The organism is Pseudalkalibacillus decolorationis (genome assembly GCF_024609785.1).
In the GTDB taxonomy this organism is placed as follows: domain Bacteria; phylum Bacillota; class Bacilli; order Bacillales; family Fictibacillaceae; genus Pseudalkalibacillus; species Pseudalkalibacillus decolorationis.
This window is the reverse complement of the sequence record NZ_JANHJQ010000017.1, coordinates 43,075-68,766: the sequence shown is the minus strand read 5'-3', so window position 1 is coordinate 68,766 and position 25,692 is coordinate 43,075. Positions and strand designations below refer to the sequence as shown.

The window sequence follows — 25,692 nt, the reverse complement described above, 5'->3', positions numbered from 1 at the left end:
GAAAGGAATCTATGCGGTCAAATGACATTATCTTAAAAACAACATCAGCGATTATTGTATTCGTTATTCTCGCCTTTTCTGTGAACTTACTCCTTGCGGGGCATAATGCACCCGGGGGCGGATTTATAGGTGGTTTAATGGCATCAGGAGGGTTCCTTCTTCTTTACATCTCGTTCGGTTTGAAAACGATGGGAAGGGTATTGCGAGTGAATTTCAGGTATTTCATTGGTGCAGGTCTTTTGATTGCCTTTTTCACTGGAGCAGGTTCTTTCTTATTCGGTCAACCATTCTTGAGCCATACGTACGGATATTTTGATGTTCCTCTATTAGGAAAAACCGAACTTGCTACAGCAATGCTGTTTGATTTAGGAGTATACATAACGGTTATAGGTGTCACGATGACGATCATGCTGTCAATTGCTCATGATCGCGGCTAGTAGGTTGAAGGGAAGAAATAATTGTGTGGGTTATAGGTAGTAGCATATTAGCACTTCTTATGGCAAGTGTTGCTCTTTTTGTGCGAATGAGAGCAGCAAAGAAGCCAGCAACTGTCAAAAAGATAATTTTACCTCCATTATTTATGTCTACTGGATTCTTGATGTTTCTTTATCCTCCAGCTAGAGTTCCATGGGCAGAGGTTCTCGAAGCATTTATTGTCGGATGTGTTTTTTCATTGTTATTAATCAGAACATCAACCTTCGAAAAGCGTTCAAATGATATCTATTTAAAGAGGTCGAAAGTATTTATCATAATCCTAGTTGGTTTAGTTATTGTGCGCATTGGGTTGAAACTCTACTTAGGTCAGCAGATATCCATTGAAGAAACAAGTGGACTTTTCTTTATTCTTGCTTTCGGTATGATCGCCCCATGGAGATTAGCGATGTATTTTAAATTTAAAAAACTACAGACGTATAGTGAAGGGTAAGGGAGATGATTCTACAGCTTGTAGAGCATCTCTTTTTTTACACGTTAAGAAAGTGTATATAAATTTGCTCCTTAGGTGTGATGTCTAGCTGCAACGTTCCCTTCAGTCCCACTGCAGTGGCATAAACCACCTCGTTGGTCTTGCGGTGACCTTCGTACTATCCAGGACGCTTCCGCTTTTCCTACGAATAAAGTAGACAACTTGGATAAAACTAAGGAAAAACAAGGGGGTCGAACGTGAAAACTGAAAATATTCAACTAACAACCTCTGAAGTTGCTGCTTTATGGTCTACCTATATCCAAAACTCAGTCACTAGATGTTTTTATAAACATTTTCTACAACATCTTAAGGATCCTGAAATTAAGCCATTAATCAAAGAAGCGTTATCCTTAAATGAAAGTTTTATGAAACAGGTCGAGAAGATACTACAGAAGGAAAACTTTCCAGTGCCAAAAGGATTTACAGATGAGGATGTCAATTTATCGGCCCCTGCCCTTTTTACAGATATATTCGCACTCAGTTTTCTATATAGAAGTGGACAAGTGGTTACAATTTTTTACGCGACAGCAATAGGGAAAGTTGCCCGTCAAGATATTAGTGCATTTTTTGAGGACTGCTTGTTTAAAAGGACAAAATTATATAAGACATCATTAGATTTAATGTTATCGAAAGGGGTTTATGACAGACCTCCTAAAATTAATTATCCAAAAAGTATAGAATTTATTGAACATCAACCGTCGTTGCTTAAAACCTGGCTTGGAGAGGGGAGACCTTTAGATGTATTAGAGTTAGGAGAGATTTTTTTCGTAGTTGAGAGAAATTGTATAGGATTAAACTTATTGATGGGGCTTATACAAGTTACAAATGATAAGGAAGTCAAAGAATACTTAATAAAAGGAAAGAAATTAAGCAAAAGGCAGATCAAAACTTTTAATGAAATATTAGAAGAGAACGATAGCATGCCTAGTTTTCCAGTCGAAATGGAAGTTACGGATTCAACAGATTCTCCTTTTTCTGAAAGGTTAATCATGTTTTTCATTAGCACCTCCAACCAGATCGGGTTTACCACTCTAAGTTATGGTATGTCTGTGTCGATGAGAAAAGATTTGGCTGTTCATTATTCTACGACTATTGCCGAGGTTTTAAAATACTCTGCAGAGGGACTGGAAATCATGATTCACAGAGGATGGATGGAGCAACCACCCTTATCGCCAAACAGAAAGAAGTAGTATAAATAAAAAACGGGGGTCAGTTGAGCACCCTCGTTTTCCTAACCTAACAAGCTTTCATACGGCGATAGGTCAATTTGTTTTTGATTGAGCTTTTTGATTAGAAACTTATGATCTCGTTTAGGTGTGGCGATTATATACCCACGGATAATCAAGTCCTGATTGATCTCTGTGGCACGTTCTTTTAGAGCGAGTTCTCCGATTTTCCCCGCGATTTTTTCACGAGCGACGTCACGGAAGAGTTCCGGTACGGGTTGTACGAGTTCTTCGAGAAGGAGTTTTTGGTCATCATTCCATAAATGTTTTGTTTCTTTAATATATTTATCCTGCCAATCGAGTATAGACATACCATCTTCTTTTGGCAATCGTTTGAGGAACTTGCGAAACATAAAAAATCCACCGATTGCCATCAATGTGATGAGGATTATTGTCCATAATACAATAAATCCACCAAACCAACCGCTTAACATAGAGACACCTCTAACTTTTTATAGCTTATCTACTGTCTTATTATACTAGTCCTGAAATTGTGAAATCAAGTGCTGATGGAAAGACAAATGTATTTAATCACACTACTGAACATAATATAATTATCGTTAACTAGTATCTAGTAGCTTTCATAAGCTATATAGACTTAAGCTGCTTTGTTTGGTTGTTTATGATCCGGTTTACGTAATGGCATTGGTTTACAAAGGCGACGAGTAAGTTTGGACACAATGTAAATGGTAAAGAGACCAGAGACCATTGCAAGTGTGCGGAATGGGAACAATACAACTCCATCCTCAATCATTGGATACGGTAACCAAACGGGTAAGTTAAGGATTGGCTCACCGCCGCCAATACGAAGAATGAGTGAAACGATAAATCCAGCGATGGCGCCATACTTGTTTGCCCCCTTAAAGAAGAGTGCCATTGTAAGCTGAGGGAACAATATGACATACACTAGATCAGCGCATAAATACCACAGTGCATAAACACTTTTAACGTTTAAGGCAATAATGGTTGATGCTATTCCGACTAGGATGATCGAGCGCTTAATCACCTTTTTCAGGTCTTTATCAGATGCTTTCGGCTTAATCAATGGTCGATAGACGTTCCAGGCAGCCATACTTGATGCTGATAGGATTGAAGAGTCCATCGACGACATGACGGCTGCTGCAATTGCGCCTAATCCGATTGCACCGACAACTCCGGGTGTTAAATAATTCAACACATAAGGGAGGACCATCGCAGCATTTTCCGGTTCACTTGTACCAACACTAGCCCAATCAGCGTTCAAGCCAATCATTCCGATTAAAACTGCAGGAATCGCTGCTAAAATGCAAATAAAACCAGCTGTTATTGAAAGCCACATTGCTGTATTCTCACTTTTAGCGGAAAGTACGCGCTGAAAGTAAACTTGCCATGGAATACCTCCGAAAATGAGTAAGAGAGCATAATCCCACCAGTTCCAATAGAGGTTGCCCCATGCAGGATCTTCCCAACCTTTTAACGGTGGGAACAAACTGACGTAACCTGCCATTTCCACTTTATAATTAGCAATCGTTTCTGAGAGTCCACCAACATTCATTAACGCATATGGAACTACGATGAATAAACCGATGAGTACACAAAGCATCTGTACAACATCTGTCAGCGCCACTGACCACATACCGCCTACGACTGTATAAGCAACAGCAATGACTGCTGAAATGATAATAGACGTTTGGAAATCTAGACCAAGAATCGTTCCGAATGTCGTACCGAGTGCTGTTAAGATTGCTCCACTCCAAAATATCTCTCCTAAGAGAGCTGGAATATAAAGAATTCCAGCGACTTTCTTACCAAATCGCATTTCGATTGGGTCAAGCATCGTCATAAATTCATACCTTCTCATTTTTCTTGCATAGAAAATACCACCAATGATTAGACTCAATGCGTATCCCCATGGAGCTTGAGCCCAAACAAGCCCAGCTGAGTATGTTGATTCGGAGGTGCCGACAATATAACCTCCACCAACCCATGTTGCTGCCATTGTGAACATCGCTATCCATAATGGCATGGAACGCTTGGCAATCATCATATCCGTAATCGTATTTGATTTTTTCTTCGCAAAGACGGCTCCGATATAATAGACAATGCCATAAAAGATGATCATTGAAATAAAACCGCCCCAATTAATTCCGTCATTCGTTACTAGAATATAAATAAATGAGGCGACGATAAAGGTAAGAAATAAATACATGTTTCGATTCGATTTAAATTGTTCTTTAGTAGATTGTTTAGTCAAAACGTGCATCTCCTCCTGTTAGAATTCTGGTTGTATCTGTTTAAATGGTTTGCAGCCTAACTAAAGGCCATTTAACCAATAAACCATAGACAATTACCCTCCCAGCAGGTTGTTATTCGCTTTCAGTTTCTTTCTCCGGTATTGGTACAAGGTCGAAGATATCACCCGAATGAAAACTCTTCACTAAGTCTTCCAACCAATAATAATAATGAGTAGAGTCCGTTATTAACTTCAAGCTATGTTCAGCTTCTTCACGAACCTCTTCGTCAAGATCGTTTTGTTTTAATAGCTCTTTAATCTCTGTACGGGTTTGATTAATTGCATCAAGATTTATTTTCACTTCCCGTTCCCACATCTTACAAAAAAACTGGAAGAAAAACTTAAAGAAGTCTTTCTCGGAAACGAATTGGTCCTTACGTGATCCTTTACTCCACGTTTTTTTCATCATGTCGATTTCCTGTAAGGCTCTTACCGCTGTACTCATACTAGGCTTACTCATTCCAAGCTCATCCTTCATTTCATCAAGGGTCATCGATTCACGGCGAAAATACATAGTTCCATATAATCGTCCGATTGAAGGCGTTACACCATACAAATCCATAGTCTCAGCTATAGAACGAATGACTGTATTCTTGGCGCTCTCCAAAGCTTCTAACTGTTCCTTCTTACTCACGGATTTAATCACCTTTCTATTTTTAGGGTAATAAGTCTATAAAAAATGTTAAATATAAATTTTACATACTTTATGATACAGGTCTTAAAGTTAAAGTCAAATTGGTAAGTTGAGCGGTTCCCTCTACAAAGCTTGTACATTTGCATTCAAAAATAAACTCTGTTAGCATGAAAAATGTTCAAAACGTTAAAAAAAAATTTAACAAATTTAACGAGGAGGGATTCGATGGAACGACAACAAATGTTCATCAACGGGCAGTGGATCGATTCCGAATCTGAAAAAACCCGCGAAATCATTAATCCATTCAATCAAGAAGTTGTAGCAATTGCAACGGAAGGTGATACCCGTGATGCTAAGAGAGCGATCGAGGCAGCGAGAGAGGCTTTTGATGATGGCAATTGGGCATCCACTCCAGCAAATGAAAGAGAGTATATGCTCTTTCAAGTCGCTGAAAGGATTCAAGAGAATAAAGATGAACTTGCTCGATTAGAAAGCTTGGATACCGGTAAAACGCTCACTGAAAGTGTTGCCGATATGGATGACATTACGGAGGTGTTCCGGTATTTTGCAGGTTTGGCTGATAAAGATGGTGGAGAAATTATTGAATCACCGATTCCGAAGTCATCCAGCAAAGTGGTAAGAGAACCAGTTGGTGTTTGTACACAGATTTCACCTTGGAACTATCCACTTCTACAAGCATCATGGAAGATTGCACCCGCTCTTGCAGCAGGGAACACAATTATTATGAAGCCTAGTGAAATCACACCACTTACCACTGTAAAAATGACTCAAATCTTAGAGGAAGTCGGTTTCCCTAAAGGTGTTGTTAATCTCGTATTAGGCGCAGGTGCAACGGTAGGTCAGGAGATGGTTGAAAACCACAATGTTGATCTTGTATCGTTTACCGGTGGTATTGAGACTGGGCGTAAGATTATGAACGCTGCAGCAGGTAATATGAAAAAAATCGCCTTCGAATTAGGCGGTAAAAACCCGAACATCGTCTTTGCAGATGCAGACTTTGAAACTGCGGTCGACCAAGCATTGAATGCAGTATATTTTCATGCAGGGCAAGTTTGTTCAGCAGGGTCACGCCTTTTGGTTGAAGACTCTATCCATGACAAATTTGTTGATGCACTAGTAGAACGTGCTTCAAAAATTCGTCTGGGAAATGGTTTTGACAAAGATACAGAATCTGGCCCATTAATTTCCGCAGAACACCGGGCAAAAGTTGAAAAATATGTAGAAATCGGTAAAGAAGAAGGGGCAAAGCTTGTCGTCGGTGGAAAACGACCTGAAGATTCAGTACTGCAGGATGGTTTTTTCTATCTACCGACGATTTTTACAGAATGTGAAAATGATATGCGAATCGTTCAAGAAGAAATCTTTGGACCTGTTTTAACCATTGAGCGGTTTACGTCCGAAGAAGAGGTCGTGAAGCGGGCAAACAGCACCACGTATGGCCTTGCAGGAGCCGTTTGGACAACAGATGCGAAAAAAGCTGACCGTGTGGCAAGTAATCTCCGCCTAGGTACGGTTTGGATTAATGACTTCCATCCTTACTTTGCACAAGCGCCCTGGGGCGGATTTAAACAATCCGGCATTGGCCGTGAACTTGGTAAGCAGGGACTTGAAGAATATACAGAAGTGAAACACATTTTTGAAAATCATCAGCCTGAGCCAGTGAACTGGTTTAAAGGATAATCATTTACCATCAATAATTTTTTACATCTTAAAGGAGGAAGATCATCATGGCATTAAACATGAACTTTGAACACATGACAAAGTTACACACATTTGAAATTCCGACAGTAATCAAGCACGGAATCGGAGCAATTAAGCACGTTGGAGAAGAAGTGAAAAATTTAGGCGTTACTAAAGTACTTCTTGTGACAGATCCTGGAATTTATAATGCAGGAGTAACGAAGCCCGTAACAGATACACTCGAAAAAGCAGAAATCGAGATCGTTGTATTTAATAAAGTAGAACCAAACCCTCCAGTCCGGGTCGTTAATGAAGGTTCAAAAGTATTTACAGAAGAAAACTGTGATGGACTAATTGCGGTTGGCGGCGGAAGCTCTATGGACACTGCAAAAGCAATCGGGGTAGAAGCAGTACATGGCGAGTCTGTATTGGAATATGAAGCGGCAGAAGGGAAGAAGCCACTAACTAAGCGTATTCCACCTCTGACCACAATCCCTACCACAGCAGGTACAGGATCTGAGGTAACACAGTGGGCAGTTATTACAGATGAAGACCGTGAATTCAAGTTCAACACGGGTGGACCGTTAATCGCGGCACACATGACGATCATCGATCCAGAATTGCATGTTTCTATGCCTCCACATGTCACCGCAATGACGGGTGTTGACGCATTATCCCATGCGATTGAGTGCTACACAATGCATTTTGCACAACCGATCACAGATGCGGTAGCACTACTTGCAATCGAGTATGTTTCAAAATACATCCGTCGTGCCTATGCAAATCCTGATGATATTGAAGCACGTTATGGAATGGCACAGGCAGCTATGCTTGCAGGGCTTTCTTACGGTAGTGAGTCTGCTGGGGCAGCACATGCAATGGCACAAACGCTTGGTGGAATTGAACCAGTCGCACATGGACAATGTGTTTCAGCAATGCTCGGACCAGTTATGGAATTCAACTGGAAAGGTACACCATCAAAATTCGCTCGAATCGCACAAGCAATGGGTGTAAATACACATGGTATGTCCGAAGACGAAGCAGCAAAAGCGGCCGTAAACGAAGTATATAGCCTTGTAGAAGAAATGGATATCCCAACGCTTGAAGAACAAGGTGTAGGAAAGGATATGATTCCGCGTCTATCGAAGGAAGCGATGAAGGATCCGCAAACGTTTGGTAACCCACGTAAACTGGATGAAGAAAGCTATAAGTGGATCTACAACCGTTGCTATGATCTAACTCCAAAGACAGTTTAATAGATTGATATCCATTATTAGTTTCATAGACTATGAGTTTGGCTGAGAATGGCTGATAACGCAAAGTTTCAGCTGAAAAATGTTGAGAACGGCTGATAACACTAAAATACGGCTGTAAAAATCTGAGAATCGCTGAAAAAACCTCAAAACGGCCGTCTATTTGAATAGAAGAGGACTGGGTACGAGATACAGACCCGGTCCTCTTCCTTATTTAAAGAAAATAGCCATCTGTATCAAGTCCTCATAGCTGCCATCCTCACGTTTGATTTGTTTTCTCTTTATACCTTCTATATCAGCAATGATCAATAAGTGGCCTGGATGCTCATTAGTCGAATCAATCCATTTCCTTTGTTTGTCTTCATCATTTCTAAATTCTTCTATTGTTGTAATCAGGTTGTTTTCATGCTTGAAAATCGTTCTTGTATAGGTTAATAGATCAGATGCCTCATTAGGTTTTGCGGATCGAATCACGAACGTTTGATCACTTTTCTTCAAGTAGAACGTTTTTGTTTTCAGAACGCTCATTTGATTACTTCCTCCTATTATTTATTATGTATACTTTTACGAAAGATACATCCCTATCCTTTCAACGAATTAGGTTGTTGGGTAACAAAAAGAGAGGCAAGCTCTTATAGCCGACCTCTCAGTGGGTATGTATTGGCGGAACTGTGTGGGAATCGAACCCACCAGAGACGACACGCGCCTCCCAAAAGGTTTTGAAGACCTAGGTAAGCACCAGCTACACAACCAGCCCCATAGAATGTTGATATAACAGTCTTTACAGACATGTCCAAAAGGGTTCCTTGATCACTTACAAGGTCTAGTATACAAGATAAAGTGCTTAAAGAACAATCACAAAAACCTACAAATCTCTAAAAATATTTGATATGACTAGATTAAGACGGCACGCGCCTCCCAAAAAGTTTTGAAGACCTAGGTAAGCACCAGCTACACAATCAGCCCGTGTCAGTCTAATATAGAGACCAAAAAGAATTTTAAATGAAACGTCTGAATAAAAGAAATGATCGAAACGAGCTGCTTTATGTAAAAAATTGTTGAGTACTATAGTCAACAATATCATCTTAAAAGTTGTAATTGCTTGATTCTATAACCCTCAGTGGATAAAGTTAAAGTAGGAAACTTGAGGATGGTAGGTGAGGACATGTCCAATACATTTTTTACAATTGGTATGGCAGGTCATATAGACCATGGGAAAACCGCCTTAACAAAGGCATTAACGAATATAGATACAGATCGATTGAAGGAAGAAAAAGAAAGAAATATTTCCATTGAGCCAGGTTTTGCACCGATCGAACTCGGTAATGATCATAAAGCTTCAATTATCGATGTGCCCGGTCATGAGAAGTTTATTCGACAAATGATCGCAGGTGTAGCTGGTATTGACCTGGTTGTTTTAGTTGTGGCAGGCGATGAAGGTGTCATGCCACAGACAAAGGAACATGTAGAAATCTTGGATTATTTAGGGATCGAACATGCGGTAATAGTTGTTACGAAAAAGGATAAAGTAGATCCAGAGATGCTTGAGCTGGTTCAAGATGATATAGAGTTAGAATTAACGGGAACGGTATTTGAAAATGCACCACTCTATTTTGCGGACAGTATTTCAGGGTCTGGTATAGACGAATTAAGAGTTGGACTAACAAAAGCCTTACCTAAGACAACAAAAAGGAATGCGTCCTCACCTTTTCGTATGCCAATTGATCAATCATTCACATTACAAGGAAAAGGAGCAATCGTAAGAGGGACTATCTTTGACGGGACTGTGCATGTTGGTGATCAACTCATCCTGCTACCCCAAAACAAAACAGTCAGGGTTAAACAATTACAGGTACATAAACAGGACGTGAACAGTTCAGAAGCAGGACAGCGTGCAGCAATAAACCTTGGTGGAGTTAGCGCTAGTGAGGTTTCCCGAGGGAACCTTTTGACAAAAAATGAAGCGGTTCAATTAACGCAAACGATTGACCTTGTGCTGAATGTGAAGGATGCCCCTAAATTTCCTCTCAAACAACGATCAAGGGTTAACTTTCATTCAGGAACATCTGAAGTGATGGGGACCATTGTCTTTTTTGATCGTAATGAACTTACCGAATTGCAAACAGAAGAAGTCCTTTGCCAAATCAGACTTGATGAGCCTATTGCAGTATTAAGAGGGGATCGGTTTATTTTACGACGACCCTCTCCAGTAGAAACGTTAGGTGGAGGATGGATACTGGATTCTCAAGGAAGTAAGTATAAATTTGGACAAGATACGATCCAAGCTTTAGAACAGAAAAAGGAGGGGACACCAGAAGAAAGAATTGTACATGCCCTCCACAAAATGAAGGTTGCAACCATTGCAGATATTAGTAAAGAAATAGGGGAACCGATCGAGCAAATTAATAAGAATGTTGACTCATTAATTGAACAAAACGAGGTAGTCTCAGTGAATACAAACAGCCTAACATTGAGCACATTAATAGATCAGATGAGCGAAAAATTCATAAGTGAGCTTGAAGGCTTTCATTCCCAATTCCCAATGAGGTTGGGCCGGAAAAAGGCAGAAATCGTTCAGGAACTAAAAGTGGCATATCCTAGTCAGTTGATTGAATATGTCATAGGGTTACTAATCGAGAAACAAAAGGTAAACAAAAATGGGCCGCTTATACTAATCGCTGCCCACAATCCTACTTTCCCGGAAAAATGGGAAAAGCGACTGAACCATGTCGTTGAAAACTTAAAAAGTGCTGGGTTCAAACATGATGGACTCAGAGTGATGTTTGATCAACAATCGATTCCAGAACATTATTTTACTGAGCTTGAGAACTATTTGCTCGAAACAGGAAACGCGATAGTACTAGATGATGGGACATTTGTGCACTATGATGTTTTTACAGAAGCGATAGATAAACTCTCTCAACATGTTCCTGAGATGTTTACAGTGCAAGATGCAAAATCAGTCCTCGATCTATCAAGAAAGTATTGCATAATGTTTCTTGAACGAATGGACGAATTGGGTATAACCGTTCGAATGGAGAATGAACGAAAGTGGGTGCCACACAAACTTGAGAAGTATAGATGCAGCTAAGAAGAAAATAGCCTTTTGGACACCCTATTTGTATAGTAAGAGAGGTAATTCAACGACAGCTCGTCGAATTGTCGCTGGTCTCCAGTATGAAGGCTATGAAGTAGAAGTTTTTGCTTATACCGAAGATCCATGGAACGATGGAAGTAGAGAGCGGATGGATGACTGTGATATTCTTCATATTCTGCACTTTTACCGCTTTGTTTCGTGGCAGAAAGAAAATAACTATCAAATCAACAAACCATACCTTCTCACCTCTGGAGGCACTGATGTTCACCAAAATATTGATAATCATCTTCAAAGAAAGAAGATGAAGGAGCTCATTACGAATGCAGATGCTGTCACCGTTTTTACTAATGAAGCTGCAGATATCTTAAAGAGTATGTATCCAATCCAAGAAGACCGAGTGTTTGTCATTCCACAAAGTGTGTGGATCCCAGATAAGGTTAAGCAAAAGTCTTTCAAACTTAGAGAAGGGTATCCTAATATTTTGCTTCCAGCAGGTTTACGAGCGGTTAAGGACGTTTTTTGTGTTTTTGAAGCGTTAAAACTATTACAAGTACGCTATCCTATGCTAAAATTTACTATCGTTGGAGAACCGCTCGAAGAAGATGTATATGAAGAAGTTCGGAAGCATCAAGAAATCTATTCATGGTTCGATTACATAAGAGGGGTCCCGCTCAGTTCAATGTACGAATTGTATGATTGGGCAGATATTGTAATCAACACCTCTCATTCAGAGGGTCAACCGTTAACCTTAATGGAGGCAATGAATGCAGGAAAGCCAGTAATAGCAAGGTCTAATGCAGGGAATGAAAGCTTAATTGAAGACAAAGTTGATGGGTTTATTTATCACAACCCGGATGAGTTTATGAAGTATGTCCTTCAATTAATATCAAACAAGAACCTGTATCGGCAGATTTCAAACCATGCCAAACAAAAAGCTAGTACTAAGTTTAGTCTGGATCGTGAAATCAAACAATATGAACAGATCTATCAAACATTATGAGGTGAAACGTATGAAAAAAGTGGGTAGTTTATTAGTCGTCTTCGTATTATTTCTCGCATTAGTTGCGTGTGGTGGTGGCGAAGATATGGAATCTAATGAAGGAAGCGGTGAAGGTAATAAAGATAAAGATAAAGATAAGTTAACAATTGGAGTTATTCCTGCACAAACAGAAGGTGAGATGCAGGGGGCAATGGATAAACTGCAAAAGCTCTTGTCCGAAAAATTGGATCGAGAGGTTTCTGTTGAAACGTATCCTGATTACAACGGTGTTGTTGAAGCGATGAACTATGACAAAATCGATATGGCATTCTTTGGCCCGCTTACGTATGTGATTGCTCATGAGAAGAGTGGAGCAAAAGCGATCATTACACAGCTCGTTGATGGGGAGCCATTTTATCATTCCTTTATCATTGCTCATAAGGATTCACCATATGAGTCTCTAGATGAGTTGGTCAAAGATAGTAAGAAAGTTGACTTTGCTTTCGGTGATCCAAATTCTACATCAGGTTCATTAATTCCAAGTATTGAGCTTAAAGATCGCGGTGTATTCAAAACAAAGGATGACCACGAATTTAAAACGGTCCGTTATACCGGTTCACATGATGCAACAGCATTAGCAGTTCAGAACAAACAAGTTACAGCTGGTGCGATTGATAGTGCAATCTACAATCAGCTTGTTGACTCTGGCAAGGTGGATGGAGAGCAGCTGAAAGTTATTTGGAAATCTGAAGAGTTATTCCAATATCCATGGGCAGTCAATAAAAACATGGATGATGACCTGATTAAAAAGCTACAGGCCATTTTCGTGGGTATTAAAGATAAAGAGATTTTAAATGCTTTTGGAGCTTCTGGATTCACTGAAGCAAGCAATAAAGATTATGAAAGTATCCGAAAAGCAGCAGTCAAGCAGGGTATTATTAAGGAGTAGAATCCATGGTCTGGTTTAAGAAACGTCACTTAATAACGGGATTCGTATTAATTCTTTTTATAAATGTGAGTATGAGAGCAACTGAATTTGATCTATCGAAGTTTAAAGATTTTCGTAATATGATTGATTTTTTATCGTATTGGTTCCCGTTGAATACAGAAATATTTCCTGCCATGATCATGGAGAGTCTTGACACATTGGCAATGGCGTTTTTAGGAAGCCTTCTTGGTTTAGTGATTGCATTACCGTTAAGTTTTATCGCGGCTCGGAATACGAGCCGTTTCCGTTTTTTTTATGGGTTTATGAGACTTGGTTTAAGCTTTCTACGATCTGTTCCTGAAATAGTGTTCGGACTTATTTTCCTTACAGCTCTTGGATTAGGACCTTTTCCTGCGGTACTTGCTATTGTCCTTCATAATGTTGGTGTACTAGGAAAGCTCATCTCTGAGTTAATTGAAGCGGCAGATGATGGTCCACAGGATGCAATGAAATCAGTTGGAGCGAGACGGTGGATTGGTAATTTATTTTCGATTCTCCCGCAGATTTGGCCAAATGTTTTGTCCCATTATTTTTATCGGTTTGAAGTGGCTATTCGTACGTCTCTAATCCTTGGTTTTATCGGAGGCGGCGGGATAGGCCAACAGCTTTTTAACCATTTTAAAACGTTTCAATATTCATCCGTCGCGGTCGATGTATTATTAATTATGATTATGGTAGTAGTTGTAGATTTTGTTGGTAGTAAAATCAGAGAAATGGTGATCTGATGAAGCGAGAACCTGTATTAAAAATCGGAAATTTAACCGTACGTTATCCTAAAGCAAAGACGGACGCTCTTTCAGAGATCGATCTTGAGCTTTATGAGGGTGAATTTGTTTGTGTTCTTGGAAAGAGCGGCGCTGGCAAGTCAACATTAATCCGTTGTTTAAACGGTTTACAAATGCCTACGGTAGGACATGTGTTTTACAATGGAAACGACATAACCGTCTATGGAGAAGAACAATTGCGTAAAGTTCGGACGGATATGGGGATGATCTTTCAACATTTTAATTTAATTCCTCGATTATCGGTCTTGCAAAATGTGTTAACAGGAACATTTGGGAGGCGACAAGATTGGAAGAACATCCTAGGTTTCTTCACTAAAGGTGAGCGTTCGAATGCCCTGGACTTCATCAATGAAGTAGAGCTTGGGGATCAAGTGCGTAAGCGTGTGGAGCATTTGAGTGGCGGACAGAAACAGAGGGTAGCCATTGCGAGGGCTTTAATCCAGAAGCCAAAGGTGTTTCTCGGTGATGAACCTGTTGCGAGCCTTGATCCAGGTACCGCAAATCGGATTTTCCGGATTTTAGGGAAGATTCATGAAGAACATAAATTGTTAACCCTAATCAATGTCCATGACGTAACAATTGCTAAACGGTATGCGACGAGGATCTTGGCACTTAAAGAAGGGTCACTTGTGTTCGATGGAAAAGCTGAAGAGTTAACAGATGATATTTTAGCAGAGATTTATGATGAAAGAACTTGAATTCGATTTAGTCATTCCATCATTACGTGCAAAAAAACTTGGCAATAAAGCCAAGTTTTTTTACGTTGCATATAAATAACAATCTTGTTTTTCAGTGACTTTACCGATGATTGATGTATCAGTCCTACCTTGTTCGTGCATTCTTTTCACGTATTGCTCTGCTTCCTTTGTTGGCATGCTGATAAGTAATCCACCTGAAGTAACGGCATCACATAAAATCCACTGTTCGATCTGATTTAAATGATTGTACTCCACACAATCGGAAATCCACTTATGATTTGCCTTCGTTCCACCAGGCACAACACCCTGTTCAGCAAGTGTCAATGTACCATCAAGTATAGGAACATTGGAGTACTGCACATGTATAGAAACGTTACTTCCTTTGGCAATTTCTGAAGCATGTCCTAACAAACCAAATCCTGTAACATCTGTTACTGCATTCGGATGGAAATCTTCTAATAATTCTGCAGCCATTTTGTTGAGTTCTGCCATCGTTTCAATCACCTTATCGAGCTGTTGCTCGGTCAGTTTCTCTTTTTTGATAGCAGTTGTTTGGATACCGACCCCGATTGGTTTTGTGAGAACGAGTGCATCCCCAGGTTTGGCACCAACGTTTTTATAAACCTTATCGGGATGAACCAATCCCGTTACAGATAAGCCGAACTTTGGTTCTTGATCATCGATCGAGTGCCCCCCAACGATTAAGGCTTCAGACTCTTTCACCTTATCAGCAGCACCTTTTAAAATTTCAGCGAGCATGTCAGGGCCTAGTGATTTAATTGGATAACCTAATATGTTCATTACTGTTTTTGGTTTTCCACCCATTGCGTAGACATCACTCAATGAGTTTGCAGCAGCAATTTGTCCGAACATATATGGATCGTCTACGATTGGAGTGAAAAAGTCGACAGTTTGTATAATAGCAAGTTCATCTGTAAGCTTGTAGACACCTGCATCATCCGATGTATCTAATCCTACAAGTAAGTTTGGATCGTATTCTCGTTTTGGTAATTGACGCAAGACTTGCGCCAGGTCTTCAGGACCAATTTTGCAGCCTCAACCACCTTTTGATGAAAGGGTAGTGAGTCTGATCTTTTCTTCTTTTGACATTTCAGCACCTCCTATTGGTAGTATAAACATTTTTTTTGCGAAAAGAGAAATAATATACTACAATGAACCTAATTTCAGAAAATTTCAATCAGATAATTACTTTTGGAACAAAAACGGAAGGAGATTTTACAAATGAATTACAAAATTTCAGTTGAATTTTGCATGCAGTGAAACTATTCTCCTAAAGCCGCGAGTTTCGCGGAAGAACTATTTAATCGTTTTCGATCAGAGGTAACTACTTTAGAACTCATACCTAGTTCTGGTGGTGCATTTGAAATAACTGTAAATGGAAATAAACTTTATTCAAAGCTAGAAACAGGAAAGTTTCCAGATCATGAACAATTATTTAATGATATAGAAGAGGTTACCGTTTAGGGATTGGGGATGATTCATAATGGGACGTAATGTCTCTTGAAAATGAATCATCCTTTTTTCGCCCATTCGGACACTTAACAGGAGGATGCCTTTCAATGAAAACATTGTTACAGATGCTCCCTGCAGTACATACACTCCAGGCTGATACCCGTTTTGAAGAAGTCGTAAAGGAAAGTTCGTTATCGGTGGATGGGGCGACGATACTTGTGCAAGAGCAGATAGACCATATTCGTAATCAAATGTTGAATGATGAATGGGATGGACCATCTACTAAAGCGGAGATTATAGATACAGTATTTGAAACGCTAGAAGGTCAATCCTTTCAACCGACTCTTCGCCCAATGATAAATGCAACTGGTGTTATCTTACATACGAATCTAGGCAGAGCAAGATTGAGTGAACGTGCAATCAAACATATGACAGACATTGCCAGACAGTATTCGAATCTTGAATATGATATAAATAACGCAATAAGGGGTTCGAGACACTCACTTGTGGAACGTCTCCTTAAAGAAATTACTGGTGCAGAAGCAGCTATGATTGTAAATAACAATGCAGCTGCTGTTTTCCTGACGTTAAGTGCATTGGCTAGTGGGCAAAATGTCATCGTCTCCAGGGGAGAGCTTGTTGAAATCGGCGGCTCTTTCCGAATTTCTTCCATCATGGAACAAAGTGGTGCGCTACTTAAAGAAGTAGGTACAACGAATAAGACACATCAACGTGATTATGAACAAGCAATTGATCATGAAACAGCTATGTTAATGAAGGTGCACACAAGTAATTTTAAAATTTTCGGGTTTACCAAAAGTGTGAATACGAATGAGTTGGTTCAGATAGCAGAAAAACATCCTGATGTTTTTACCTATGAAGATCTTGGAAGCGGGGCTTTGTTTGATTTACAGGACAAAGGAGTCGGGAACGAGCCTCTTGTCAAAAATGTGATTGCAACAGGAGTTGACCTTGTTTCCTTTAGTGGGGATAAGCTGCTCGGAGGTCCTCAGGCTGGCATAATTGCAGGTAAGGAAAGTTTAATAAATAAACTGAAACAGCATCAGCTTGCAAGAGTGTTACGTGTTGACAAGTTTACTTTAGCGGCATTGGAAGCAACTCTTTTCGCTTATAAATATAAAAATGAAGAAGAAATTCCAACCCTAAGGGATATTTTGCTTCCTATAGAGGAAATACGAACAAAGGCAGAGACATTTATTAAGGAAGTTAATCCTCTTGAAAGTTATACGTTCAACCTTGTTAAGAGCACCTCCCAAATTGGCGGAGGGACGATGCCAGAGGTTGAACTGTCAACTTATGTTGTTTCAATAGTGCATAAAAAGTATACAATCGAAGAGTTACATCTAAAGTTTCGTATGGCTAATCCATCGATCATTGCCCGAATCAAAGACAATCAATTATTTCTAGATTTTCGCACGATCACAGAAGATGAACAAAAATTGATTGTGCAGGTTTTAGGATCAATTTAAGAAAAGCGCAAGCGCCCTGCTTAGCCACGAAGGTCACTGGAAGACCGACGAGGAGGCTTGCCGCCGCAGGAGGCCTGAAGTAATCCAAGTGGTTGGGCGCTGAAGCTGGACATTACATCCATGCCGCAAACTTTTATACTTTCTTTACTCAAAATAAAGAAGGGACGCTTTACAATGTCCCTCCGTGGTTTTGTCGAGTGTGATTTCTATTTTTAACTTTCTTGGAACCATCAAGGGGTTCAGGTTGACCTGGATTATTTCCTTTTGGGGCATTTTTACGCTGGTCTTTGTAGGTATTTTTTTCTGCCATAAATTCATCCTCCTTTTAGTTTATTATGTAGTTCAAGCTGGAAGTGTATACACGAATCAAAGGGAATACACTAACTAAATTGAGGAATAAATCCGACTATCCTATCCCATATTAACAACAGGCCGTATAAAAATAAGGAGGGAATGTTATGCCTTATCACAAGGATAAACAGCAAGCATTTCAAGCTGCACAACAAGGTTATGAACAAGCCATTCAGGCTAAGGATACAGAACTTGAAAATGCAACGGATTATGATTATGCTGCGAAACAACAACAACTTCAACAAGAAATGAATGAAGCCCTTCAACAAATTGAAAATGCATTAGAGGTTGCAAGCGAGCATCAACGGGTTCAACTTCGACAGTATCAAGAAGAGTTATTTAAACTTGGTCAACAATATGACCAGACATAACAAACCATTCACTTAGTAGGAGGTACCTTTTCAAGGTCACCTCCTCTTTTATTTGTACGTTTTTAAACTTATTGGTTTTTCTTACGTTTTTTATTGTTTTGTTTTTCAATTTCTTGTAAAGGCTCGTTTGCAAACTCATGATCAAATTGATTAGATTGCTTTACAGCTTGACGATCGGAAACAGTATTCTTCTCTAAGTTCTGTTTTTTCGTAGCCATTGAATTTGTCACCTCCTGACTGTATTAGTTTGAGCGCTCTAGTATGAACTATACTAATAGAGGTTGTTCAAAAAGTCCGGTAAAAATAGCTGTCGAATTTCTTCGTTGTTCGATCTTTCCGGACTTGCACAGGACGTGCTGACTTCGACGTTTTCACAGGACGTGAAGTAATTAGTCGAAGTTCCATATTTACCTGCGTCCACAAGTGTATTCTAGGGTGAAAGCTTCCTCGGTACAACTCGTAGTAATCATGCAAGTACCGCTCGTCGTTCTGGTCCTCAAGATTTTCACGCCTCGAACTTCTCGGCTCTTTTTATCCTCCTTTTTGAACACGCATTAATAGAGAATGTATGAACAAAATTGATCAACTGTGTTCCATAAGGGTAACTTATTAACTTTAATAACATTATTGTAATTTACTTATGTGTTACGTTATTTTAAAATGATGTTAGGAAGGATAAAACATTTTGCAACATAAATGTAGAAGTTTCGACAGCCCATACACTGTCATGTATCATGGATAGGAGAAGGAGGTTTTGGCATGTCAACAAACGATGTATATCATGCTAGAAAAACGTTTGAAGCAAATGGAAAGACATACCACTATTATGACTTGAAAGCATTAGAAAATGCCGGAGTAGGGAACGTCTCACGTTTACCATATTCCATACGAGTATTGCTAGAATCTGTATTACGCCAATACGATGGAAAAGTAATTGACAAAGAACACATTGAAAATTTAGCAAAATGGGGAACGAAGGATGTCAAAGAAATTGATGTTCCATTCAAACCATCCCGTGTTATTTTACAAGATTTTACGGGAGTCCCTGCAGTTGTAGACCTTGCTTCACTAAGAAAAGCAATGGCCGATATGGGAGGGTCTCCTGAAAAAATTAATCCAGAAATCCCTGTTGATCTCGTCATTGACCACTCTGTGCAGGTTGACAAATTTGGAACAGAGGACGCACTGAAATTTAATATGAAGCGTGAATTTGAACGTAACCTAGAGCGTTATAAGTTCTTGCGTTGGGCTCAAACTTCATTCGATAACTACCGTGCGGTTCCTCCTGCGACAGGAATTGTACACCAGGTAAACCTTGAATACTTAGCTTCCGTAGTTCAAGCCAATGAACAAGATGGGGAATTAGTTGCATTCCCAGATTCATTAGTCGGCACAGACTCTCATACAACAATGATTAACGGAATCGGTGTACTTGGATGGGGTGTTGGTGGTATCGAAGCGGAGGCAGGAATGCTTGGTCAACCTTCATACTTCCCAGTTCCTGAGGTTATTGGAGTTAAACTTACCGGAGAAATGCCAGAGGGTACAACGGCAACGGACCTTGCATTGAAAGTTACGCAAGTACTTCGTCAACAGAATGTGGTTGGCAAATTTGTTGAGTTCTTTGGACCTGGTCTTAAAGACATGACACTGGCTGACCGTGCGACAATCTCTAATATGGCACCAGAATATGGAGCAACGTGTGGATTTTTCCCTGTTGATGATGAAACCCTTAATTACATGCGCCTAACAGGACGTTCTCCTGAGCAAATTCAACTTGTTGAGAAATATGCGAAAGCAAATGGAATGTTCTATTCACCTGGTACACAGGATCCTGAATTTACAGATGTTGTGGATATGAATCTTTCTGAGCTTGAACCAAATTTGGCAGGTCCTAAGCGTCCGCAAGATTTAATCCCACTTTCTGAAATGAAAGATGCATTCAATCGTGCGCTTGTCGCACCAGCAGGACATAGTGGATTTGGTTTGGATAAGGAAGCTATTAATAAATCTGTAGAAATTAAACACCCGAATGGTAAAGTCTCCAATATGAAAACGGGTGATTTAGCAATTGCTGCAATTACCAGCTGTACGAATACATCAAACCCTAGTGTTATGTTAGGGGCAGGCCTGATCGCGAAAAAAGCAGTAGAAAAAGGTTTAGAAGTACCTGAATACGTTAAAACAAGTTTGGCACCAGGTTCTAAAGTAGTAACAGGTTATTTAGAAGACGCTGGATTAATGCCGTATATGGAAAAACTAGGATTTAACCTTGTAGGTTATGGTTGTACAACTTGTATCGGTAACTCAGGACCATTAGCAGAAGAAATTGAAGAAGGTATTTCGAAGAGTGATTTAACTGTATCTTCCGTTCTTTCTGGTAACCGTAACTTTGAAGGACGTATCCACCCGCTTGTAAAAGCAAACTATTTAGCTTCACCCCCACTCGTAGTTGCTTATGCGTTAGCTGGGACTGTTGACTTTGATCTTCAGAACGACTCATTTGGAAAAGACAAAGATGGCAACGATGTCTATTTCAAGGATCTATGGCCAACAACCGACGAAATAAAAGAAACAATGAAAGAGGCTGTTCAACCAGAACTCTTTAAGAAAGAATATGAGCGTGTGTTTGACGACAACAAGGAATGGAATGAACTTGATACAACGGAAGAAGAGCTTTACAGTTGGGATGATGATTCAACTTATATCCAAAACCCTCCATTCTTCCAAGGGCTTTCACGCGAACCTGGAACGGTAAAGCCACTTAATGATCTACGTGTCGTTGGTAAATTTGGTGATTCCGTAACAACTGACCATATTTCTCCTGCAGGAGCAATTGCAAAAAATAGTCCTGCTGGAAAATACCTAATGGATAACGGAGTAAAAGCATCTGATTTCAACTCATACGGTTCTCGTCGTGGTAACCATGAAGTTATGATGCGTGGTACATTTGCAAACATTCGTATACGTAACCAAATTGCTCCGGGTACAGAGGGTGGCTGGACAACATACTGGCCAACAGAAGAAGTTATGTATATCTATGATGCGTGCATGAAGTATCAGGAAAATGGTACAGGACTCGCAATACTGGCAGGTAAAGATTATGGTATGGGAAGCTCACGTGACTGGGCTGCAAAAGGTACAAACTTACTTGGCATTGAAACTGTTATTGCTGAAAGCTTTGAACGGATCCACCGTAGTAACCTTGTACTAATGGGTGTGCTTCCACTTCAATTCAAAGAGGGAGAAAACGCTGAAGTATTGGGACTTACTGGTAAGGAAACGATTCAAGTAGAAATCGATGAAAGTGTAAAACCTCGTCAAATGTTGAACGTAACAGCAACGGATGAAGTTGGGAACAAGAAAGAATTTGAAGTCATTGCCCGTTTTGATAGTGAAGTTGAGATTGATTACTATCGTCATGGTGGTATTCTTCAAATGGTCCTACGTAACAAACTTTAGTATCAATTCAATAGAGAATGAAATTAGAGGTTGGCTCATTAGATGAGCCAGCCTCTTTTGATATATAAAGTGAGGGTGATCGCCTAAAATGGTATGTGTTTACCTGGTTTTCCTTATTGTACCTGACCAGGTCGCTTTCGCTTTTCTGTGTAAATCTTCTGATAATTAGAATAAAAAGGAAATGGTTTGGGCATAGTAGACAATAAGAAATCGTTTTTAAGAGGAGGTAATTAAATGAGAAAATCGAAAAAACGTTCGTTTAAGGATCTAGTATCCGACAATAAACAAGAATTATTAAAGGATCAAGAGGCGATGGAACGGTTAGAACTACGGTTAGAAAAGCGGCATTTGAAGAATGGCTAATTTTGACGTCAGTACAGATACATCTTCGGTTTTATTCGTTCAGAAAGGAAAAGCCGGGAGATAGATTTTTACAAAAAACGTCAGCCTCAATGAAACATTCCAATCTTGGCCCATTGAAGAGACCCATTGACCATTACAGTGCAGCGGGTCTTTTTTACATCATAATGACTTAACATAGGGGAATAATACTGGGTGAAGGAGGTTGATCATTTTGAGTAATCCAAAACGTCACCCTGAACAATACGTTCCGAATCATATGGGAACACAACCAAGAGTAGGCGGAGGAAACAAAGGGAAACAAATGGGTATGAAATCCAATGAACAACCGCAGTATATCCCTCCAAAAGGATAATAACCTATCTTCTGGCTGACTCCAAAGGTATTCTCACCTTTGGAGTCGGTCACTTCCTTATTTTACATGTCTGTAAATTTGACAAAATACGAGATAAGCCGACGCGAAACCCATTACCTATACGAATCTTTTTATGATATGGGGAGGAGTGTGTGGAAATGACAATACAAGCGTTGATTCAACCTTTAGATATATCAAGGAATAAAGAGGACAATGATCCATTTTATCGACAACTTGAAATAAGTATGCAAGGTTTAGGTCATCTCATTCCTTTTAAAGAAGTACTAAACTGGGACGCTCCTATTACGACAATCGAATTAGGTGATGCACAAACCTTACATAACTTTAAGAAACGTACAGCTAAAAACGATGGTGTACTTTTGTTTTATGCAAAACTGACGAAGGGAACGGTGTATCAGCACATCGTCCTACATCCTAATGACCGTGGAATTTACCTACCCTTTCGTTTTGAGGATCCTTTTTATATGAAAGTCGGTGATAAGAAGACATGGATTGGATCTGCTGTACGATTACAAGAAGAATTGAGTTGGCTAGAGATAGCCATGAGCGAAGAGGAAGACGATTCGATTGTGAACTACTGGAACAACTTGAAAGAAGCTTGTGCGTTATGCATCGATAATGTAACTCCTATGGTGCTGAAAACAATGTAACTAAATAATAAGAAATAATGGATGGCTCAAGGCTGTGAGTGTAACCGACTAATAGGGAACTTCCTATTAAACGATGGTGCGACTGATGTCCGATGAATCATCCATTTGTTTTTATATGTGATAAAACAGCTCTAAAGGAGTATGGGGATCTATATGATATAATGATGGCGATTGTTTATGCAGGTGGTGTTAATGAAATGCAAACCAATAAGAAAGATTGTAATCAAGTAAAATCAATTGTTCAATCGTTTCAGGATAAAAAGAATATAGGTCAGCATGGAGAAATTGCCCTTCTGAAGCTGTTACATGAGGTTGAAGAGCAAAGTGAAACATTAACGACTAGTGAGCATAAGGGTGAATTTTTACATCTGAAAGCTCAAATTTTAGCTTTACTTGTAAAAGTTCAATTTGAACGTCTTGGTAAAATAGATGCTACGATGAGAAATCGATTAATTCGTGCGGTTTCATTGAGTCCAAAAGATTCTTTTGTGAATGAAACAGTGAGTAAACTTTTTATTTATGACTTAGAGGAATGGATTAAACCAATAACGTTTCCCATCATTCGCGAAACAGATAATGTTGCATCAAAACGTAAAGCAGCTTCTGAAGTTGTAAATGTCGCTGTAGAGGCACTTAACGGTGAAAAATGGCTGAACAAAATAATAAACGATGGCCAAAAAGCGGCAGAAATCATTGAAAATAATGATTTAATTAAGCAGTACAAAGAAGTTTCCGATCAAGGAAAAAGGTTGCTTGGGGATCTAACGAGGTTATCGAATGCAGCAGAGGAATATCGTTCTTCTTTATCGGGATCGTTTCATCCTTCCAAATTACAAACCGAAATAAAAGAGCTTATAAAGTCAGTTGAAGAAATCCAAAGCAAATGGAATCAGAGCTCCCAAACTGGGGTTCGACAAAAAAGCTCGGCATTAGTCCAGCTCAATGAAATGATTGGGATGGATGAGGTTCGTTTCCGAGTCCACCAGCTTTATAATTATCTTCAATTTCAAAAGATGCGTGAGCAAAAAGGGTTCAAGATGAAAGATGAACCCAGTTTAAACATGATTTTAACAGGTAACCCTGGTACAGGAAAGACGACAATAGCCCGGCTTCTCTCAAGTATTTACCATGAGTTAGGTATTCTCCCTCGAGCAGAAGTAGTTGAAGTTGATCGCTCCAATCTTGTGGGCGCTTATGTTGGTCAAACAGAAGAAAATACCATGAGAGTGATTGAAACTGCTCTAGGAGGTATTTTATTTATTGATGAAGCATACAGCTTGAAGCGTGAAGGCTCATCTGGAAACGATTATGGGCAGACGGTAATCGATACACTTGTATCCGCAATGACAAGTGGGGAGTACGCAGGAAAGTTTGCTGTGATTTTAGCAGGTTACCCTGAAGAAATGAGACACTTTCTTTGGTCGAATCCAGGACTTAGGAGTCGGTTTCCGGAAAGTAATCACATTTATCTGCCGAATTATTCAATAGAAGAATTGCTGAGTATTGCTGAAAAAGTAGCGTTTGATAATGATTACACGTTTACTGAAGACGCATTGAATCAATTAAGTGAACGGATTGAAAGCCTACGAGTTGATGACACATTTGGTAATGCAAGAACGGTAAGGGACCTGGTTCTAGATGTGATCTTTCAAAAAGGTGCAAATACATCCTTAGAGGACGAATTAACTTTTCACGACTATACAGTTATCAAAAAAGAGGACATTCCTGGTATTGGAAGTGATTCAGAGGATGGTCCCGATATCAAACTCAGTCATTTGGTTGGTCTTGATGAAATTAAACAAGAAGTGAGAGCGTTAAGTTCCTTTGTACAAGTTCAACACGAAAGACGAGAACAATCGCTACCAACCGTGCCGCTTCAATTGCACTCTGTCTTTGTCGGAAATCCCGGCACTGGAAAAACAACTGTAGCATCGATTTACGCAAAGATTTTGAGGGAAAAGGGCTTTTTGAAAAGAGGTCATTTGGTCATTGCTGGCAGGTCGGATCTTGTTGCAGGCTATTCGGGACAGACCGCACTCAAAACACGTAAAAAAATACGGGAATCACTTGGTGGGGTATTGTTCATTGACGAAGCGTATTCTTTATTTTCAGGTGCTGCAAATGACTTTGGAAAAGAAGTGATTCATACACTCGTGGAAGAAATGACGAAACATAATGAAAACTTAGTAGTGATTTTAGCGGGATATCCAAGTGAAATAAAACAGCTGTTAAGTAGTAATCCAGGACTTGCATCTCGATTTAAAAAATACTTCTACTTTAATGATTATACGACTGATGAATTAATTGAAATAATGAAGCGATATTCGGATTTGTACAATTATGAGTGGGAGAAAGGAATCGAATCCTTTTTACAAAACGAACTCATTAATAGAAAGGTTACTGGGAATGGTCGTTTTGCCATAGATCTGATTAACAATGCCATTCAACAGCAAGCCTTCCGTATTACAGATGTTGAAAATGGGAAGAACAATCGGGTAATTACATTATTGACAATAGACGATTTCAATAATGCAATCAAACAGTCGAATTAGGAGGTAAAGT

The 25,692-nt window shown here is 39.6% G+C and carries 24 protein-coding genes, 1 tRNA gene and 1 pseudogene; 18 read left to right on the top strand and 8 right to left on the bottom strand.

Translation table 11 applies throughout. The features are described from left to right. The first annotated feature begins 11 nt into the window (after positions 1–11). From NON16_RS16405 to NON16_RS16395, 3 genes are all read left to right on the top strand, one after another. Positions 12–437 (top strand): Na(+)/H(+) antiporter subunit B, encoded by a 426-nt coding sequence (locus tag NON16_RS16405; protein WP_257350504.1) that lies wholly within the window; start codon positions 12–14, stop codon positions 435–437. Positions 438–460: 23 nt separating this feature from the next. After that, positions 461–925 (top strand): CcdC family protein, encoded by a 465-nt coding sequence (locus tag NON16_RS16400; RefSeq protein WP_257350503.1) that lies wholly within the window; start codon positions 461–463, stop codon positions 923–925. Between the two features lie 236 nt (positions 926–1,161). Beyond that, entirely contained in the window at positions 1,162–2,154 is a 993-nt protein-coding gene (locus NON16_RS16395) for a DUF3231 family protein (RefSeq protein ID WP_257350502.1), read from the top strand. A gap of 41 nt (positions 2,155–2,195) precedes the next feature. Here NON16_RS16395 and NON16_RS16390 read toward each other — a convergent pair whose 3' ends face one another. From NON16_RS16390 to cudC, 3 genes are all read right to left on the bottom strand, one after another. Further along, positions 2,196–2,624 (bottom strand): DUF2621 domain-containing protein, encoded by a 429-nt coding sequence (locus NON16_RS16390; RefSeq protein ID WP_257350501.1) that lies wholly within the window; start codon positions 2,622–2,624, stop codon positions 2,196–2,198. A 164-nt stretch (positions 2,625–2,788) separates the two neighbouring features. After that, positions 2,789–4,432 (bottom strand): high affinity choline transporter 1, encoded by a 1,644-nt coding sequence (locus tag NON16_RS16385; RefSeq protein WP_372508829.1) that lies wholly within the window; start codon positions 4,430–4,432, stop codon positions 2,789–2,791. A gap of 103 nt (positions 4,433–4,535) precedes the next feature. After that, positions 4,536–5,096, bottom strand: coding sequence for a choline uptake/conversion transcriptional regulator CudC (cudC, locus tag NON16_RS16380; protein ID WP_257350500.1), 561 nt, complete (start codon positions 5,094–5,096; stop codon positions 4,536–4,538). Between the two features lie 225 nt (positions 5,097–5,321). On the opposite strand from cudC, the gene betB reads away from it, so the two are divergent. Next, the gene (gene betB / locus NON16_RS16375; protein ID WP_257350498.1) at positions 5,322–6,797 is read left to right on the top strand and encodes a betaine-aldehyde dehydrogenase; all 1,476 of its coding nucleotides are present in this window, start codon (positions 5,322–5,324) and stop codon (positions 6,795–6,797) included. A gap of 47 nt (positions 6,798–6,844) precedes the next feature. Continuing rightward, positions 6,845–8,053, top strand: coding sequence for a choline dehydrogenase (gene gbsB / locus NON16_RS16370; RefSeq protein ID WP_257350497.1), 1,209 nt, complete (start codon positions 6,845–6,847; stop codon positions 8,051–8,053). Between the two features lie 207 nt (positions 8,054–8,260). Here gbsB and NON16_RS16365 read toward each other — a convergent pair whose 3' ends face one another. Beyond that, entirely contained in the window at positions 8,261–8,578 is a 318-nt protein-coding gene (locus NON16_RS16365; protein ID WP_257350496.1) for a hypothetical protein, read from the bottom strand. Between the two features lie 133 nt (positions 8,579–8,711). After that, positions 8,712–8,808 (bottom strand) — tRNA-Sec (locus tag NON16_RS16360). A gap of 392 nt (positions 8,809–9,200) precedes the next feature. Between NON16_RS16360 and selB the strand changes: the two genes are divergently transcribed. From selB to phnC, 5 genes are read left to right on the top strand one after another with little or no spacing between them, the layout of a single operon-like run. Next, positions 9,201–11,141 carry a selenocysteine-specific translation elongation factor gene (gene selB / locus NON16_RS16355; protein WP_257350495.1) on the top strand — a complete coding sequence of 647 codons (1,941 nt, stop codon included), beginning with the start codon at positions 9,201–9,203 and terminating at the stop codon, positions 11,139–11,141. Next, the gene (locus NON16_RS16350) at positions 11,119–12,147 is read left to right on the top strand and encodes a glycosyltransferase family 4 protein (protein ID WP_257350494.1); all 1,029 of its coding nucleotides are present in this window, start codon (positions 11,119–11,121) and stop codon (positions 12,145–12,147) included. The genes selB and NON16_RS16350 overlap by 23 nt, the downstream gene beginning before the upstream one ends. Positions 12,148–12,157: 10 nt before the next feature. Continuing rightward, positions 12,158–13,075: a phosphate/phosphite/phosphonate ABC transporter substrate-binding protein gene (gene phnD, locus NON16_RS16345; RefSeq protein ID WP_257350493.1), complete on the top strand. Its 918-nt coding sequence runs from the start codon at positions 12,158–12,160 to the stop codon at positions 13,073–13,075. A gap of 5 nt (positions 13,076–13,080) precedes the next feature. Then, complete coding sequence (gene phnE, locus NON16_RS16340) at positions 13,081–13,839, top strand: phosphonate ABC transporter, permease protein PhnE (protein ID WP_257350492.1); 759 nt, start codon at positions 13,081–13,083, stop codon at positions 13,837–13,839. Beyond that, positions 13,839–14,597, top strand: coding sequence for a phosphonate ABC transporter ATP-binding protein (phnC, locus tag NON16_RS16335; RefSeq protein WP_257350491.1), 759 nt, complete (start codon positions 13,839–13,841; stop codon positions 14,595–14,597). The genes phnE and phnC overlap by 1 nt, the downstream gene beginning before the upstream one ends. A gap of 60 nt (positions 14,598–14,657) precedes the next feature. Here phnC and selD read toward each other — a convergent pair whose 3' ends face one another. After that, positions 14,658–15,707 (bottom strand): selenide, water dikinase SelD, encoded by a 1,050-nt coding sequence (selD, locus tag NON16_RS16330; RefSeq protein WP_257350490.1) that lies wholly within the window; start codon positions 15,705–15,707, stop codon positions 14,658–14,660. A 183-nt stretch (positions 15,708–15,890) separates the two neighbouring features. On the opposite strand from selD, the pseudogene NON16_RS25705 reads away from it, so the two are divergent. Together NON16_RS25705 and selA are read left to right on the top strand one after the other, a co-directional pair. Next, positions 15,891–16,082, top strand: a pseudogene (locus tag NON16_RS25705) (Rdx family protein); the annotation flags it as partial. A gap of 95 nt (positions 16,083–16,177) precedes the next feature. Continuing rightward, complete coding sequence (gene selA / locus NON16_RS16325; RefSeq protein WP_257350488.1) at positions 16,178–17,560, top strand: L-seryl-tRNA(Sec) selenium transferase; 1,383 nt, start codon at positions 16,178–16,180, stop codon at positions 17,558–17,560. A 169-nt stretch (positions 17,561–17,729) separates the two neighbouring features. Here selA and NON16_RS16320 read toward each other — a convergent pair whose 3' ends face one another. Beyond that, positions 17,730–17,870, bottom strand: coding sequence for a small acid-soluble spore protein P (locus tag NON16_RS16320; RefSeq protein ID WP_257350487.1), 141 nt, complete (start codon positions 17,868–17,870; stop codon positions 17,730–17,732). Between the two features lie 148 nt (positions 17,871–18,018). On the opposite strand from NON16_RS16320, the gene NON16_RS16315 reads away from it, so the two are divergent. Further along, a complete protein-coding gene (locus tag NON16_RS16315) occupies positions 18,019–18,282 on the top strand; it encodes a hypothetical protein (protein ID WP_257350485.1) in 264 nt (87 codons plus the stop codon). Positions 18,283–18,350: 68 nt separating this feature from the next. On the opposite strand, the gene sspO is transcribed toward NON16_RS16315, so the two are convergent. Next, positions 18,351–18,500, bottom strand: a complete 150-nt coding sequence (gene sspO, locus NON16_RS16310) for a small acid-soluble spore protein SspO (protein ID WP_257350484.1) — start codon at positions 18,498–18,500, stop codon at positions 18,351–18,353. Positions 18,501–19,041: 541 nt separating this feature from the next. On the opposite strand from sspO, the gene acnA reads away from it, so the two are divergent. The 5 genes from acnA (at position 19,042) to NON16_RS16285 (ending at position 25,682) form a co-directional block, all read left to right on the top strand. Then, positions 19,042–21,744 carry an aconitate hydratase AcnA gene (gene acnA / locus NON16_RS16305; RefSeq protein WP_257350482.1) on the top strand — a complete coding sequence of 901 codons (2,703 nt, stop codon included), beginning with the start codon at positions 19,042–19,044 and terminating at the stop codon, positions 21,742–21,744. Positions 21,745–21,978: 234 nt separating this feature from the next. Beyond that, positions 21,979–22,107: an FbpB family small basic protein gene (locus NON16_RS16300; RefSeq protein WP_257350481.1), complete on the top strand. Its 129-nt coding sequence runs from the start codon at positions 21,979–21,981 to the stop codon at positions 22,105–22,107. 211 nt (positions 22,108–22,318) lie between these two features. Beyond that, positions 22,319–22,459, top strand: a complete 141-nt coding sequence (locus NON16_RS16295) for an acid-soluble spore protein N (RefSeq protein ID WP_257350480.1) — start codon at positions 22,319–22,321, stop codon at positions 22,457–22,459. 158 nt (positions 22,460–22,617) lie between these two features. Then, a complete protein-coding gene (locus NON16_RS16290) occupies positions 22,618–23,130 on the top strand; it encodes a hypothetical protein (RefSeq protein WP_257350479.1) in 513 nt (170 codons plus the stop codon). Between the two features lie 92 nt (positions 23,131–23,222). After that, on the top strand, positions 23,223–25,682 hold the full coding sequence (locus NON16_RS16285) for an AAA family ATPase (protein WP_257350478.1): 2,460 nt from the start codon (positions 23,223–23,225) through the stop codon (positions 25,680–25,682). Positions 25,683–25,692: the final 10 nt, after the last annotated feature.

Excerpts from the sequence above, each read along its gene's own strand:
- NON16_RS16320 (WP_257350487.1), bottom strand. The coding sequence starts at position 17,870 with ATGGCAGAAAAAAATACCTACAAAGACCAGCGTAAAAATGCCCCAAAA.
- selB (WP_257350495.1), top strand. The coding sequence starts at position 9,201 with ATGGTAGGTGAGGACATGTCCAATACATTTTTTACAATTGGTATGGCA.
- NON16_RS16390 (WP_257350501.1), bottom strand. The coding sequence starts at position 2,624 with ATGTTAAGCGGTTGGTTTGGTGGATTTATTGTATTATGGACAATAATC.
- phnD (WP_257350493.1), top strand. The coding sequence starts at position 12,158 with ATGAAAAAAGTGGGTAGTTTATTAGTCGTCTTCGTATTATTTCTCGCA.
- NON16_RS16315 (WP_257350485.1), top strand. The coding sequence starts at position 18,019 with ATGCCTTATCACAAGGATAAACAGCAAGCATTTCAAGCTGCACAACAA.
- gbsB (WP_257350497.1), top strand. The coding sequence starts at position 6,845 with ATGGCATTAAACATGAACTTTGAACACATGACAAAGTTACACACATTT.
- phnC (WP_257350491.1), top strand. The coding sequence starts at position 13,839 with ATGAAGCGAGAACCTGTATTAAAAATCGGAAATTTAACCGTACGTTAT.
- phnE (WP_257350492.1), top strand. The coding sequence starts at position 13,081 with ATGGTCTGGTTTAAGAAACGTCACTTAATAACGGGATTCGTATTAATT.
- sspO (WP_257350484.1), bottom strand. The coding sequence starts at position 18,500 with ATGGCTACGAAAAAACAGAACTTAGAGAAGAATACTGTTTCCGATCGT.
- acnA (WP_257350482.1), top strand. The coding sequence starts at position 19,042 with ATGTCAACAAACGATGTATATCATGCTAGAAAAACGTTTGAAGCAAAT.
- NON16_RS16385 (WP_372508829.1), bottom strand. The coding sequence starts at position 4,432 with ATGCACGTTTTGACTAAACAATCTACTAAAGAACAATTTAAATCGAAT.
- NON16_RS16300 (WP_257350481.1), top strand. The coding sequence starts at position 21,979 with ATGAGAAAATCGAAAAAACGTTCGTTTAAGGATCTAGTATCCGACAAT.
- NON16_RS16365 (WP_257350496.1), bottom strand. The coding sequence starts at position 8,578 with ATGAGCGTTCTGAAAACAAAAACGTTCTACTTGAAGAAAAGTGATCAA.
- NON16_RS16405 (WP_257350504.1), top strand. The coding sequence starts at position 12 with ATGCGGTCAAATGACATTATCTTAAAAACAACATCAGCGATTATTGTA.
- NON16_RS16285 (WP_257350478.1), top strand. The coding sequence starts at position 23,223 with ATGAATCATCCATTTGTTTTTATATGTGATAAAACAGCTCTAAAGGAG.
- NON16_RS16290 (WP_257350479.1), top strand. The coding sequence starts at position 22,618 with ATGACAATACAAGCGTTGATTCAACCTTTAGATATATCAAGGAATAAA.
- selA (WP_257350488.1), top strand. The coding sequence starts at position 16,178 with ATGAAAACATTGTTACAGATGCTCCCTGCAGTACATACACTCCAGGCT.
- betB (WP_257350498.1), top strand. The coding sequence starts at position 5,322 with ATGGAACGACAACAAATGTTCATCAACGGGCAGTGGATCGATTCCGAA.